The following is a 13,927-nucleotide window of genomic DNA, read 5'->3' as shown; positions in this document are numbered from 1 at the left end:
CGGGCCAAAGGCCGGGAGCGCGAGGCCGGAAGCCAGAACCCAAGACCAGAGCCCGGGGCCCGAGCCCGAGGCCGGAACCCGAAGGGAGAACCCGAGACCCAAGACCGGGAGCCCGGGACCGAAAACCGGAGCCCGAGGCCAGAACCCGGAACCCGGAACCCGAGACCCAAGGCCAGAAGCCAGGAACCCAAGACCAGAAGCCCGGGAGCCCACAGCCGAAAGCCAGAGCCCGAGGCCGCAGCCCGAGACCCAAGGTCAGGAACCAGGAACCCAAGACCGGAAACACGTAGCCCGACCCGGAGCCCAGGAGCCCAAGGCCGGGACCCGAGGAGTGAGACCGGGAACCAGGGACCCCGGCCCGGAAGCCCAAAGCCGAAGCTGAGGCCTGAACCCGAGACCCATGGCTAGCAACCGGAGACCCGAGACCGCAAGGCCAAAGCCAGAGCCACAAAGCCCGAGGCCGGGAGGCCGGGAGGCCGGGAGGCCGGGAGGCCGGGAGGCCGGGAGGCCGGGAGGCCGGGAGGCCGGGAGGCCGGGAGGCCGGGAGGCCGGGAGGCCGGGAGGCCGGGAGGCCGGGAGGCCGGGAGGCCGGGAGGCCGGGAGGCCGGGAGGCCGGGAGGCCGGGAGGCCGGGAGGCCGGGAGGCCGGGAGGCCGGGAGGCCGGGAGGCCGGGAGGCCGGGAGGCCGGGGCCTGCCTCGGACCCGGCCCCCCAGCCCCCGGAGGACCCGGCCCCGGGCCGTCGGCCGGCGCGGGCAGTGCGGCCTCGGCGCGTCGCGGAAGGCTCGCCCGGTGTGCCGACCCCCTCCGCCGGCCGCCGGAGGCTAGTGCGCTGCCGACTCCCAGTCCGGGCCCGAGCCGACCGAGACGCCCAGGGGGACGCTGAGGCGTACCGCGTTCGCCATCTCGTGGCGGACGAGTTCCTCCGCAGTCGGGCGCTCGCCGGGGGCGATCTCCAGGACGATTTCGTCGTGGACCTGGAGCAGCATGCGGGACTTGAGGCCGGCCTCGCGCAGCGCCCTGTCCACATTGAGCATGGCGATCTTGACGATGTCGGCCGCCGTGCCCTGGATCGGGGCGTTCAGGGCCATGCGCTCGGCCGCCTCGCGGCGCTGGCGGTTGTCGCTGTTGAGGTCGGGCAGATAGCGGCGGCGGCCGAAGAGCGTCGCCGTGTAGCCCGTCGCCCGTGCCTCGTCGACGACCCGGCGCAGATAGTCCCGTACGCCGCCGAACCGCTCGAAGTAGGCGTCCATCAGGCCACGGGCCTCGGCCGCCTCGATGTTGAGCTGCTGCGAGAGGCCGAAGGCGGACAGGCCGTACGCCAGGCCGTAGGACATGGCCTTGATCTTGCGGCGCATCTCCGCGTCGACCACCGCCCGCTCGACGGAGAACACCTGCGCGGCGGCGGTGGTGTGCAGGTCCTCGCCCGAGGTGAACGCCTCGGTCAGGCCCGCGTCCTCGGACAGATGGGCCATCACCCGCAGCTCGATCTGGCTGTAGTCGGCCGTCATCAGGGACTCGAAGCCCTCGCCGACCACGAAGCCGCGGCGGATCGCGCGGCCCTCGTCGGTGCGCACCGGGATGTTCTGCAGATTCGGGTCCGTGGACGAGAGGCGGCCGGTCGCGGCGACCGTCTGGTTGAACGTGGTGTGGATACGGCCGTCCGCGGCGATCGTCTTGATCAGGCCCTCCACCGTGACCCGCAGCTTGGCCTGCTCGCGGTGGCGGAGCATGATGACCGGCAGTTCGTTGTCGGTCTGGGCGGCCAGCCAGGCCAGGGCGTCGGCGTCGGTGGTGTAACCGGTCTTGGTCTTCTTGGTCTTGGGCAGATTCAACTCGCCGAAGAGGACTTCCTGGAGCTGCTTGGGCGAGCCCAGGTTGAACTCGCGTCCGGCCGCCGCGTGCGCCTCCTTCACCGCCTGCTGCACGGCGCCCGCGAACATCTGCTCCATGGCCTCCAGATGGGCCCGGTCGGCCGCGATGCCGTGCCGCTCCATGCGGGCGAGCAGCGCGGACGTGGGCAGTTCCATGTCGCGCAGCAGGTCCGCGGCGCCCACGTCGGCCAGCCGGCCCTCGAAGGCCTCGCCCAGGTCGAGGATCGCGCGGGCCTGCACCATCAGCGCCTCGGCCTCGGCGCCCTCGTCCGCGCCGAAGGCCAGCTGCCCGTCGGCCGCGGCGGCCGGGGCCAGCTCGCGGTGCAGATACTCCAGGGACAGCGCGTCCAGGTCGAAGGAGCGGCGGCCCGGCTTGACCAGGTAGGCGGCGAGCGCGGTGTCCATGTCCACGCCGGCGACGCTCCAGCCGTGCTCCGCGAAGACGCGCATGGCGCCCTTGGCGTTGTGGAAGACCTTCGGCCGCCCGGCGTCGGACAGCCAGGCCGCGAACACCGTCTCGTCGGCCTCGTCCAGCTCCGTCGGATCGAACCAGGCGGCCTTCCCGTCGGAGGCGGCGAGCGCGACCTCGGCGACCGAGCCGGTGCCCAGCGCCCAGCTGTCGACGGTGGCGACACCCAGCGGCCGCGTGCCGTGCTCGGTGAGCCAGCCGGCCAGCTCGCCCGTGCCCAGCACCGTGCCGTCCAGCTCCACGCCGTCCACCACGACCGGTGTCTCCTCGGCCTCCTCGGCGCCGGGATCGACGGCGTAGAGGCGCTCGCGCAGGGACGGGTTGCGGATCTCCAGGGTGTCCAGGATCATCGCGACGCCCTTGCGGTCGTACGCGGTGCGCTCCAGGTCGGTGACCGCCCTCGGCAGCTCGACCTGCCGCTCCAGCTCGGTGAGCCGGCGGTTGAGCTTGACGGACTCCAGGTGGTCGCGGAGATTCTGGCCGGCCTTGCCCTTCACCTCGTCGACGCGCTCGACCAGCTCGGCGAAGGACCCGAACTGGTTGATCCACTTCGCGGCCGTCTTCTCGCCGACGCCCGGGATGCCCGGCAGGTTGTCGGACGGATCGCCGCGCAGCGCCGCGAAGTCGGGGTACTGGGCGGGGGTCAGCCCGTACTTCTCGAAGACCTTCTCCGGTGTGAACCGGGTCAGCTCGGAGACGCCCTTGGTCGGGTACAGGACCGTGGTGTGCTCGCTGACCAGCTGGAAGGAGTCCCGGTCGCCGGTGACGATCAGGACCTCGAAGCCCTCGGCCTCGGCCTCGGTGGCGAGCGTGGCGATGACGTTGTCCGCCTCGAAGCCCTCGATGGCGAAGCGGGGGACGTGCATGGAGTCGAGCAGCTCGCCGATCAGCTCGACCTGGCCCTTGAACTCGTCCGGAGTCTTGGAGCGGTTCGCCTTGTACTCCGTGAACTCCGCGGACCGCCAGGTCTTGCGGGAGACGTTGAACGCCACCGCGAAGTGCGTGGGCGCCTCGTCACGCAGGGTGTTGGCCAGCATCGACGCAAAGCCGTAGATCGCGTTGGTCGGCTGGCCCGTCGCGGTCGTGAAGTTCTCCGCGGGCAGCGCGAAGAACGCGCGGTAGGCCAGCGAGTGCCCGTCCATGAGCATCAGCCGGGGACGGCCGCCGGAGGTGCTGTCGGTCTTCTTCGATGCTGTCTTCGCCACAACCCCGATCCTGCCACGTACCACTGACACTCGGTCCCGCCGTCGCCTTCCCACGCCGTGGCCGGGCGGACTCCGCACGCGCCGCAAGCTTTGCTCACAGCATCCGCCCCCGCCCGCCCGGCCTCGATGTCGGTGGGCCGTGCGAGGATCGGAGACGTACCTCACATGCGTAAGCGAAGGAGCGCGCGATGGCCACCAAGCCGCCCAAGGGTGATCCGGTTCAGGACGCGCCGAAGGTCTCGGAGCCCCAGCACTCGGCGGCGGGCATCACCGCCATCGGCCACACCATGCGTATCGCGCAGCGGCAGATGGGCGTGAAACGGACCGCGCTGACACTGCTGAGCGTCAACCAGAAGAACGGCTTCGACTGTCCGGGCTGCGCCTGGCCGGAGGGGGACCACCGGCACACGGCGGAGTTCTGCGAGAACGGCGCGAAGGCCGTGGCCGAGGAGGCCACCCTGCGCCGGGTCACCCCGGAGTTCTTCGCCGCGCACTCCGTGGCCGACCTCGCGACCCGCAGCGGCTACTGGCTGGGGCAGCAGGGCCGGCTCACCCACCCCATGTACCTCCCGGAGGGCGGCGAGCACTACGAGCCGGTCACCTGGGAGCGCGCCTTCGACATCGTGGCGGAGGAGATCACCGCCCTGGACTCGCCCGACGAGTCCGTCTTCTACACCTCGGGGCGCACCAGCAACGAGGCGGCGTTCCTCTACCAGCTCTTCGCGCGCGAGCTGGGCACCAACAACCTGCCGGACTGCTCCAACATGTGCCACGAGTCGTCCGGCTCGGCCCTGTCGGAGACCATCGGCATCGGCAAGGGCAGCGTCCTGCTCGAGGACCTCTACAAGTCGGACCTGATCATCGTGGCCGGCCAGAATCCGGGCACCAACCACCCGCGGATGCTCGCCGCCCTGGAGAAGGCCAAGTCGAACGGCGCGAGGATCATCAGCGTCAATCCGCTGCCCGAGGCCGGCCTCGAACGGTTCAAGAACCCGCAGACCCCCAAGGGGCTCATGGCGGGTGCCGCGCTCACCGACCTGTTCCTGCAGATCCGCCTCGGCGGCGACCAGGCCCTCTTCCGGCTCCTCAACAAGCTGATCCTCGAGACCGAGGGCGCGGTCGACGACGCCTTCGTCGAGGAACACACGCATGGATACGAGGAGTTCGCCGAGGCGGCCCGCGCCGCCGACTGGGACGAGACGCTCGCGGCCACCGGTCTCACGCGCGAGGAGATAGGGGAGGCCCTGCGCATGGTCCTCGCCTCGAAGCGCACCATCGTGTGCTGGGCGATGGGCCTCACCCAGCACAAGCACTCCGTGCCGACCATCCGCGAGGTCGTCAACTTCCTTCTCCTGCGCGGCAACATCGGCCGTCCGGGCGCGGGTGTCTGCCCGGTGCGCGGCCACTCCAATGTGCAGGGCGACCGCACGATGGGCATCTTCGAGCGGCCCGCGCCCGCGTTCCTGGACGCCCTGGAGAAGGAGTTCGGCTTCGCCCCGCCCCGCGAGCACGGCTATGACGTCGTACGGGCGATCCGCGCGCTGCGCGACGGCGAGGCAAAGGTCTTCTTCGCCATGGGCGGCAACTTCGTCTCCGCCTCCCCCGACACGGAGGTCACCGAGGCGGCCATGCGCCGGGCCCGGCTCACCGTGCACGTCTCGACGAAGCTGAACCGCTCGCACGCGGTCACGGGCGCGCGGGCGCTGATCCTGCCGACGCTGGGCCGTACCGAGCGTGATCTCCAGGGCGGCGGCGAGCAGTTCGTCACCGTGGAGGACTCCATGGGCATGGTGCACGCCTCGCGTGGCCGGCTGGAGCCCGCGAGCGCGCAACTGCTGTCCGAGCCGGCGATCGTGTGCCGGCTGGCGCGCCGGGTGCTGGGCGGGGACAGCGCGACGCCCTGGGAGGAGTTCGAGAAGGACTACGCGGCGATCCGCGACCGCATCGGGCGCGTGGTCCCCGGTTTCGAGGACTTCAACGCGCGCGTGGCGCACCCCGGCGGCTTCGCCCTCCCGCACGCCCCGCGCGACGAGCGCCGCTTCCCGACGGCCACCGGGAAGGCCAACTTCACCGCGGCGCCGGTGGAGTACCCGGAGCTGCCCGAGGGGCGGCTGCTGCTCCAGACGCTTCGCTCGCACGACCAGTACAACACCACGATCTACGGCCTGGACGACCGCTACCGGGGCATCAGGAACGGCCGTCGGGTCGTCCTGGTCAATCCGGAGGACGCCCGGAGGCTCGGCGTGCGGGACGGCTCGTACGTCGATCTCGTCAGCGAGTGGAAGGACGGGGTGGAGCGGCGGGCGCCCGGTTTCCGTGTCGTGCACTATCCGACGGCCCGGGGCTGCGCGGCGGCGTACTACCCGGAGACCAATGTCCTGGTGCCGCTGGACGCCACCGCGGACACCAGCAACACCCCGGCCAGCAAGTCCGTGGTCGTCCGTCTGGAACAATCGGCGACCGACTGAGCGTTTGCTCAGCCGAGTCGGCGAGGTCCCACCGGGCCGGCCGGCGGGACCAGCCAGACGGAGCGACGAAACGGAGCCGGCCCATGGGCGAGCAGCAGGTGCAGTTCCCGCAGGAAGTCATCGACGAGTACGCCGCGCTCGGCGTCGACCTGCCCGCGCTGTTCTCCGCCGGGCACCTCGGGACGCGCATGGGCGTCCAGATCCTCCAGGCGTCGGCCGAGCGCGTGGTCGGCACGATGCCGGTGGAGGGCAACACCCAGCCCTACGGGCTGCTGCACGGCGGCGCCTCGGCGGTGCTGGCCGAGACCCTCGGGTCGGTCGGCGCGATGCTGCACGGGGGCAGCTCCAAGATCGCCGTCGGTGTCGACCTGAACTGCACCCACCACCGCGGGGCCCGCTCCGGTCTGGTCACCGGGGTGGCCACGCCGGTGCACCGGGGCCGGTCGACGGCGACGTACGAGATCGTGATCAGCGACGAGCAGGACCGGCGGGTGTGCACCGCCCGCCTGACCTGCCTGCTGCGGGACGCGAACCCCGGCGACGGGGCACGGGCGGGCGCGGCGGGCTGACCGCGCCGCCGCCCGGCACCGGGAGGGCGGGGCACCGTGGCCGACGGCCTCGCGGCGGCCTCGTCCCCTCCCTCCCCAGCCTCCCTCCCCCACGGGATCTTTCGTGACAAAGCCGCATTCCACCCGCAAGATCATTGTCACGCTGCGGGTAACGAAGTACGGAAATGCGCCCCAGGACCCCGGACCCCCTTTCCTGGATGTAACACTGCGTAATGCGCACGCAATACAAGCCCGCGGTTTCACCCCGGGACCGCGCTATGCGCAGGACCTGTTCCGGGCCCCTTGAGGCCGCTTGAGGCGACGATTCCGGGTAATCACCAAAACACCCCAGACACCTGAACACGTACCGCCGGTCCTGCGAGTTCTCAGCATGCGGACAGGGCGAATCGGCCTGAATTCCGCCCTTCTTCCCATCCAGTACCGCTCTGCATTACCCCGTGTCATAACAAGAGAGTCACATCATGAGTCAGACCCTCCTCCACGTTCCCCGCACCCGCTTAGAGTCACGGCCAGTCACCGCGCCGTCGGATTGTCACTTCGGCCCAGCGCGCGACTCGGCCGCCTCCACGGGGAAGCGGCTGTGCCAGGGAAAGGACTGATCGTGCGTCAACGTTCGCTCATCGCCATCACCGCCGCTCTGGCGGCGGGAACGCTCACCCTCACCGCCTGCGGCTCGCGCGACGACGACGGCGGCTCGGACTCCGGCAGCGGCGGCGGGGGCACCACCGTCGTCATCGGCGTCGACGCGCCGCTGACCGGCGACCTGTCCGCGCTGGGCCTCGGCATCAAGAACTCGGCGGACCTCGCCGCGAAGACGGCCAACGAGCAGAAGCTCGTCGACGGCGTCACCTTCAAGATCCAGGCCCTCGACGACCAGGGCCAGCCCTCGGTGGGCCAGCAGAACGCCACCAAGCTCGTCGCCAACAAGGACGTCCTCGGCGTCGTCGGCCCGCTGAACTCGTCGGTCGGCGAGTCCATGCAGAAGGTCTTCGACACGGCCAAGCTGGTCGAGGTCTCGCCGGCCAACACCAACCCCTCGCTGACCCAGGGCGTGGACTGGCAGACCAAGAAAACCCGGCCGTACAAGTCGTACTTCCGTACCGCGACCACGGACGCCGTCCAGGGCCCGTTCGCCGCGCAGTACGTCTACAACGACTCCAAGAAGCGCAAGGTCTTCGTCATCGACGACAAGAAGACCTACGGCGCCGGCCTCGCCGGCACCTTCACCGAGGAGTTCAAGAAGCTCGGCGGCACGGTGGTCGGCACCGAGCACATCAACCCGGACACCAAGGACTTCAACGCGGTCGCCACCAAGGTCAAGAACTCCGGCGCCGACGTCGTCTACTACGGCGGCGAGTACCCGCAGGCCGGTCCGCTCAGCAAGCAGATCAAGGAAGCGGGCGCCAAGATTCCGCTGGTCGGCGGCGACGGCATCTACAGCGGCGACTTCATCAAGCTCGCGGGCGCCAGCGGCACCGGCGACCTCGCGACCTCCGTCGGCGCACCGGTCGAGGAACTCGCCTCCGCCAAGGAGTTCGTCGCCAACTACAAGACCGCCGGATACAAGGACGCCTACGAGGCCTACGGCGGTTACTCCTACGACTCCGCCTGGGCGATCATCGAGGCCGTCAAGAAGGTTGTCGAGGACAACGACGGAAAGCTCCCCGACGACGCCCGCGCCAAGGTCGTGGACGCCATGCAGGACGTCTCCTTCGACGGTGTGACCGGCAAGGTCTCCTTCGACGAGTTCGGTGACGCCACCAACAAGCAGCTCACCGTGTACGCCGTCGAGAAGGGCGCCTGGTCGCCCGTGAAGTCCGGTACCTACTCCGGCTGACCCATCCGCCGCACCACAGCCCACGAGCCGCGCGGGGCGCTGTTCCACAGGCGCCCCGCGCGGTCGCGCATCCGGCCAAAATCCGTCGATTATCCGAAAGTCTCGGAGGACATGCGGTGAACGAACTGCCGCAGCAGCTGGTCAACGGCCTGCTACTGGGATCCATGTACGGGCTGATCGCCATCGGCTATACCATGGTCTACGGCATTGTCCAGCTCATCAACTTCGCCCACGGCGAGATCTTCATGACCGGCGCCTTCGGCGCGCTCACGGTCCACCTGTACGTCTTGCCCGACGGCACCTCCATGTGGGTCGCCCTGCCCCTGATGCTCCTCGGCGCCATGGTGGTCTCCGTCGCCGTCGCCGTCGGGGCGGAACGGTTCGCCTACCGTCCGCTGCGCGGCGCCCCGCGCCTCGCGCCGCTCATCACCGCCATCGGCCTCTCCCTCGCCCTCCAGCAGGCGGTGTGGGCCTTCTACCCGGACGCCAAGTCCAAGCTCCCCTTCCCGCAGATCGAGGGCGGCCCCTTCAGCATCGGCAGCGCCACCCTCCAGACGGGCGACATCTTCCTGCTCGTCGCCGCCCCGGTCAGCATGGCCTTCCTCGCCTACTTCGTGATGCGCACCCGCACCGGACGCGGCATGCAGGCCACCGCCCAGGACCCGGACACCGCCAAGCTGATGGGCGTCAACACCGACCGCATCATCGTGGTCGCCTTCGCGCTCGGCGCCGTGTTCGCCGCCGTCGGAGGCGTGGCCAACGGTCTCAAGTACGGCCAGATCGACTTCAAGATGGGCTTCATCCTCGGTCTCAAGGCCTTCACCGCGGCGGTCCTCGGCGGCATCGGCAACATCTACGGCGCCATGATCGGCGGAGTGGTCCTCGGCGTCGCCGAGACCCTCGCAACCGCCTACATCGCCGACATCCCCGGCCTGGACAAGTTCGGCAGCCAGTCCTGGGCCGACGTTTGGGCCTTCATCCTCCTCATCCTCGTGCTGCTGTTCAGGCCACAGGGCCTGCTCGGCGAACGCGTTGCGGACAGGGCGTGACACCGATGACCACACAGACCACCGCCTCGAAGCCCGCGGACGCCCCCGCGGCGGACGCCCCCAGGGGCCTCATCGGCATCCCCCCGCACCTCGGTCGCGCCCTCGCCACCGGTGGCGGCGTCCTCTCCGTGATCTCCACCTTCCTCGCCTGGACCTGGACCGCCGAGTTCCCCGGCGACCTCACCGTCTACGGCTACCCGGGCGGCCTCCAGGTCCTGGTGCTGATCGGCGGCGCGCTCACCGCCCTGTTCGGCCTCGCCTCCTACGGCGTCAAGGGGCTGCGCTGGCTCACCCCGGCCGGCGCCGACGCGGCCGTCAAGACCGCGGCGCTCGGCACCTTCGCCACCGCCTGGTACACCGTCCTCGCGATCAGCTTCCAGCTCGGCGGCGTCGTCAACCTGGAGCCCGGCGGCTACATCGCGGCGGCCGTCACCCTGATCGCCCTCCTCGGCGCGCTCGCCCTCCCCTTCGAGCGGCCCGAGCCGGACCCGTTCGACCCGGACGACACCGGCTGGGAACGGTTCAGGCACAACACCGGTCACGGCTGGCAGACCGTCCGGGCGGCCTTCGCCTCCGGCAGCCCCCGCCCCCTGCGCGCCCTGCCGTCCTACGCCGAGATCCTGATCATCGTCGCCGTCCTCGCGATCGCGCTGATCGTCTTCACCTACGGCATCGGCACCGAGTACGACGAACTCTTCATCGGCTTCCTGATCACCGCGGGCTTCGGGTTCACCGCCCTCCACCGGGCCGGTCTGATCAACCAGGCCTCGCAGATCACCGCCCGGCACCAGAACATCACCGTCTGCGGCGCGTTCATCGCGGCGGCCTGCTTCCCCTTCACCCAGACCGACGACCAGTACGCCACCCTCGGCGTGTACATCCTCATCTTCGCCACGGTCGCCCTGGGCCTGAACATCGTCGTCGGTCTCGCGGGCCTGCTCGACCTCGGCTACGTCGCCTTCCTCGGCGTCGGCGCCTACGCCGCCGCACTGGTCTCCGGCTCGCCCAGCTCGCCCTTCGGCGTCCAGTTCCCCTTCTGGGCCGCGGTGCTCGTCGGCGCCGTCGCCTCGCTGATCTTCGGTGTCCTCATCGGCGCCCCGACCCTGCGGCTGCGCGGCGACTACCTCGCCATCGTCACCCTGGGCTTCGGCGAGATCTTCCGGATCGCGGCCAACAACACGGACGGCACCTCGGGTCCGGACATCACCAACGGCTCCAACGGCGTCTCGTCGATCCCGGACCTCGAGATCTTCGGCTACGACCTCGGGATCCAGCACGACATCGCCGGTTTCACCATCGGCCGGTTCGCGAACTACTTCTTCCTGATGCTGGTCATCACGGCCGTGGTCGTCCTCGTCTTCCGGCGCAGCGGCGACTCCCGCATCGGCCGTGCCTGGGTCGCCATCCGCGAGGACGAGACCGCCGCGCTCGCCATGGGCATCAACGGCTTCCGCGTGAAGCTGATCGCCTTCGCCGTCGGCGCCACCCTCGCCGGTCTCGCCGGTACCGTGCAGGCGCACGTCACCTACACGGTGACGCCCGAGCAGTACCTGTTCGCCGGCACCACGCCGCCCAACTCCGCCTTCCTGCTCGCCGCGGTCGTCCTCGGCGGCATGGGCACCATCGCCGGCCCCCTCATCGGCGCCTCGCTGCTCTTCCTGATCCCCAACAAGCTCCAGTTCCTCGGCGACTACCAGCTCCTCGCCTTCGGACTCGCGCTCGTGCTGCTGATGCGCTTCCGTCCGGAAGGTCTCATTCCCAACCGTCGCCGCCAGCTGGAATTCCACGAAGAGGCCGACGCGCCCACAGTCCTGAGCAAGACAGGGGCCTGACCACATGACCACCGACACCACCATCAGGGACACCGCCCCGGGCGCCCCCGCCCCCGGCACCCCGGTCCTCGACGCACGCGGCGTCACCATGCGCTTCGGCGGTCTGACCGCCGTGCGCGGCGTCGACCTCACCGTCAACAGCGGCGAGATCGTCGGTCTCATCGGCCCCAACGGCGCCGGCAAGACCACCTTCTTCAACTGTCTGACCGGGCTGTACATCCCGACCGAGGGCGAGGTCCGCTACAAGGACAAGGTGCTGCCGCCCAAGTCCTTCAAGGTCACCGCCGCCGGCATCGCCCGTACCTTCCAGAACATCCGGCTGTTCGCCAACATGACGGTCCTGGAGAACGTCCTCGTCGGCCGCCACACCCGCACCAGGGAGGGCTTCTGGTCGGCCGTCCTGCGCGGCCCCGGCTTCCACAAGGCCGAGGCGGCCTCCCGCAAACGCGCCATGGAGCTGCTGGAGTTCGTCGGTCTGGCCGCCAAGGCCGACCACCTCGCCCGCAACCTCCCCTACGGCGAGCAGCGCAAGCTGGAGATCGCCCGCGCCCTGGCCAGCGAGCCGGGGCTGCTGCTCCTGGACGAGCCGACGGCCGGCATGAACCCCCAGGAGACCCGGACCACCGAGGAACTCGTCTTCGCCATCCGCGACATGGGCATCGCCGTCCTCGTCATCGAGCACGACATGCGCTTCATCTTCAACCTCTGCGACCGGGTCGCCGTCCTCGTGCAGGGCGAGAAGCTGGTCGAGGGCGACAGCGCCACCGTGCAGGGCGACGAGCGGGTCGTCGCCGCCTACCTCGGCGAACCCCTCGACAACGACCCCGGGGCGGCGGAGGTGGCCGAAGTGGAGGCCGCCGAGGCCCAGGCCCAGGCCCAGGCCGACACCCCCAAGGACACCGCGGCCGGCAAGGAGAACGACCGATGACCGCACTGCTCGAGGTCGAGGACCTCCGCGTCGCCTACGGCAAGATCGAGGCCGTCAAGGGCATCTCGTTCAAGGTCGACGCCGGCGAAGTGGTCACCCTCATCGGCACCAACGGCGCCGGGAAGACCACGACGCTGCGGACCCTGTCGGGGCTCCTGAAGCCGGTCGGCGGCCAGATCAGGTTCGCGGGCAAGTCGCTCAAGAAGGTGCCCGCCCACCAGATCGTCTCCCTGGGGCTCGCCCACTCGCCCGAGGGGCGGCACATCTTCCCGCGCATGACGATCGAGGACAACCTCCGCCTGGGCGCCTTCCTGCGCAGCGACAGGGCGGGCATCGACAAGGACATCCAGCGCGCCTACGACCTCTTCCCGATCCTCGGAGAGCGCCGCAAGCAGGCCGCGGGGACCCTGTCCGGCGGTGAGCAGCAGATGCTCGCCATGGGCCGTGCCCTGATGTCGCAGCCCAAGCTGCTCATGCTCGACGAGCCCTCCATGGGCCTCTCTCCGATCATGATGCAGAAGATCATGGCGACCATCGCCGAGCTGAAGTCCGAGGGCACCACGATCCTGCTCGTCGAGCAGAACGCCCAGGCGGCCCTGTCCCTGGCCGACCAGGGCCATGTCATGGAGGTCGGCAACATCGTCCTGTCCGGCAGCGGGCAGGACCTCCTCCACGACGAGTCGGTCCGCAAGGCCTATCTCGGCGAGGACTGAGCCGGCACCGCCACGACGGCCGTACGACGAGGCCCGCGTCCCCCTGGAGGGACGCGGGCCTCGTTCGTGCTCCGGGGGCGGGCTCAGCCCTTGGACCCCTTCTTCTCGTTCTTCTCGTTCTTCTCGTTCTTCTCACCGGCGTCCTGGATGACCGCCTCGGCGACCTGCCGCATCGACATCCGGCGGTCCATGGACGTCTTCTGGATCCACCGGAAGGCGGCCGGCTCGGTCAGGCCGTACTCCGTCTGGAGCACCGACTTGGCGCGGTCGACCAGCTTGCGGGTCTCCAGCCGCTGGCTGAGGTCGGCGACCTCCTTCTCCAGCGTCTTCAGTTCCGTGAAGCGCGAGACGGCCATCTCGATCGCCGGGACGACATCGCTCTTGCTGAAGGGCTTCACCAGGTACGCCATGGCACCGGCGTCCCGGGCCCGCTCCACCAGGTCGCGCTGGGAGAACGCGGTCAGCATCAGCACCGGCGCGATGCCCTCCTCGGCGATCCTCTCGGCCGCGGAGATGCCGTCGAGCTTGGGCATCTTCACGTCCAGGATCACCAGGTCCGGCCGGTGCTCGCGGGCCAGCTCCACGGCCTGCTCGCCGTCACCGGCCTCGCCGACGACGGAGTAGCCCTCCTCCTCCAGCATCTCTTTGAGATCCAGCCGGATGAGCGCCTCGTCCTCGGCGATGACGACACGGGTCGTCAGCGGAGGTACGTGCGACTTGTCGTCGTCGGGCACGTCTACGGGCTGGGGCGACTCGGGGGCGGTCACGTGAGCTCCTCGTTCGGGGCAGGGGTGCTGCTGACAAGAGCCTACCTAGCTCCTGTATGTTTGAGTCACCGAGGGGCTACACTACCCTTCGGTTCGAAGAGGCTCCGGTAGTCCAATCGGCAGAGACGATGCCCTCAAAAGGCATTCAGTGTGGGTTCGAGTCCCACCCGGGGCACTTAACCTTCCTTTCGAAGGCACCTTCCGGCATCCGTGGAGCA

The 13,927-nt window shown here is 69.9% G+C and carries 9 protein-coding genes and 1 tRNA gene; 8 read left to right on the top strand and 2 right to left on the bottom strand.

Going from position 1 to position 13,927, the window contains the following annotated elements; all coding sequences use genetic code 11:
- Positions 1–822: 822 nt before the first annotated feature.
- On the bottom strand, positions 823–3,546 hold the full coding sequence (polA, locus tag AC4IHM_RS25000; RefSeq protein WP_490869245.1) for a DNA polymerase I: 2,724 nt from the start codon (positions 3,544–3,546) through the stop codon (positions 823–825).
- A 188-nt stretch (positions 3,547–3,734) separates the two neighbouring features.
- Between polA and AC4IHM_RS24995 the strand changes: the two genes are divergently transcribed.
- The 7 genes from AC4IHM_RS24995 (at position 3,735) to AC4IHM_RS24965 (ending at position 12,942) form a co-directional block, all read left to right on the top strand.
- A complete protein-coding gene (locus AC4IHM_RS24995) occupies positions 3,735–6,014 on the top strand; it encodes an FdhF/YdeP family oxidoreductase (protein ID WP_490869244.1) in 2,280 nt (759 codons plus the stop codon).
- An 83-nt stretch (positions 6,015–6,097) separates the two neighbouring features.
- Complete coding sequence (locus AC4IHM_RS24990) at positions 6,098–6,583, top strand: PaaI family thioesterase (RefSeq protein ID WP_490869243.1); 486 nt, start codon at positions 6,098–6,100, stop codon at positions 6,581–6,583.
- 601 nt (positions 6,584–7,184) lie between these two features.
- Positions 7,185–8,420, top strand: coding sequence for a branched-chain amino acid ABC transporter substrate-binding protein (locus tag AC4IHM_RS24985; RefSeq protein ID WP_490869242.1), 1,236 nt, complete (start codon positions 7,185–7,187; stop codon positions 8,418–8,420).
- A gap of 116 nt (positions 8,421–8,536) precedes the next feature.
- Positions 8,537–9,469, top strand: a complete 933-nt coding sequence (locus AC4IHM_RS24980) for a branched-chain amino acid ABC transporter permease (RefSeq protein ID WP_490869241.1) — start codon at positions 8,537–8,539, stop codon at positions 9,467–9,469.
- A 5-nt stretch (positions 9,470–9,474) separates the two neighbouring features.
- Positions 9,475–11,301 (top strand): branched-chain amino acid ABC transporter permease, encoded by a 1,827-nt coding sequence (locus AC4IHM_RS24975; protein WP_490869240.1) that lies wholly within the window; start codon positions 9,475–9,477, stop codon positions 11,299–11,301.
- Positions 11,302–11,305: 4 nt separating this feature from the next.
- Positions 11,306–12,229, top strand: coding sequence for an ABC transporter ATP-binding protein (locus AC4IHM_RS24970; protein WP_490869239.1), 924 nt, complete (start codon positions 11,306–11,308; stop codon positions 12,227–12,229).
- Entirely contained in the window at positions 12,226–12,942 is a 717-nt protein-coding gene (locus AC4IHM_RS24965) for an ABC transporter ATP-binding protein (protein ID WP_490869238.1), read from the top strand. The genes AC4IHM_RS24970 and AC4IHM_RS24965 overlap by 4 nt, the downstream gene beginning before the upstream one ends.
- Before the next feature lie 83 nt (positions 12,943–13,025).
- Here AC4IHM_RS24965 and AC4IHM_RS24960 read toward each other — a convergent pair whose 3' ends face one another.
- Entirely contained in the window at positions 13,026–13,709 is a 684-nt protein-coding gene (locus tag AC4IHM_RS24960) for an ANTAR domain-containing response regulator (RefSeq protein ID WP_490869237.1), read from the bottom strand.
- 101 nt (positions 13,710–13,810) lie between these two features.
- On the opposite strand from AC4IHM_RS24960, the gene AC4IHM_RS24955 reads away from it, so the two are divergent.
- Positions 13,811–13,884 (top strand) — tRNA-Leu (locus AC4IHM_RS24955).
- The last annotated feature ends 43 nt before the right edge of the window (positions 13,885–13,927 follow it).

The sequence above is a fragment of the Streptomyces sp. SL06 genome (genome assembly GCF_058244745.1).
This window is presented reverse-complemented; position numbering and strand designations above follow the sequence as displayed.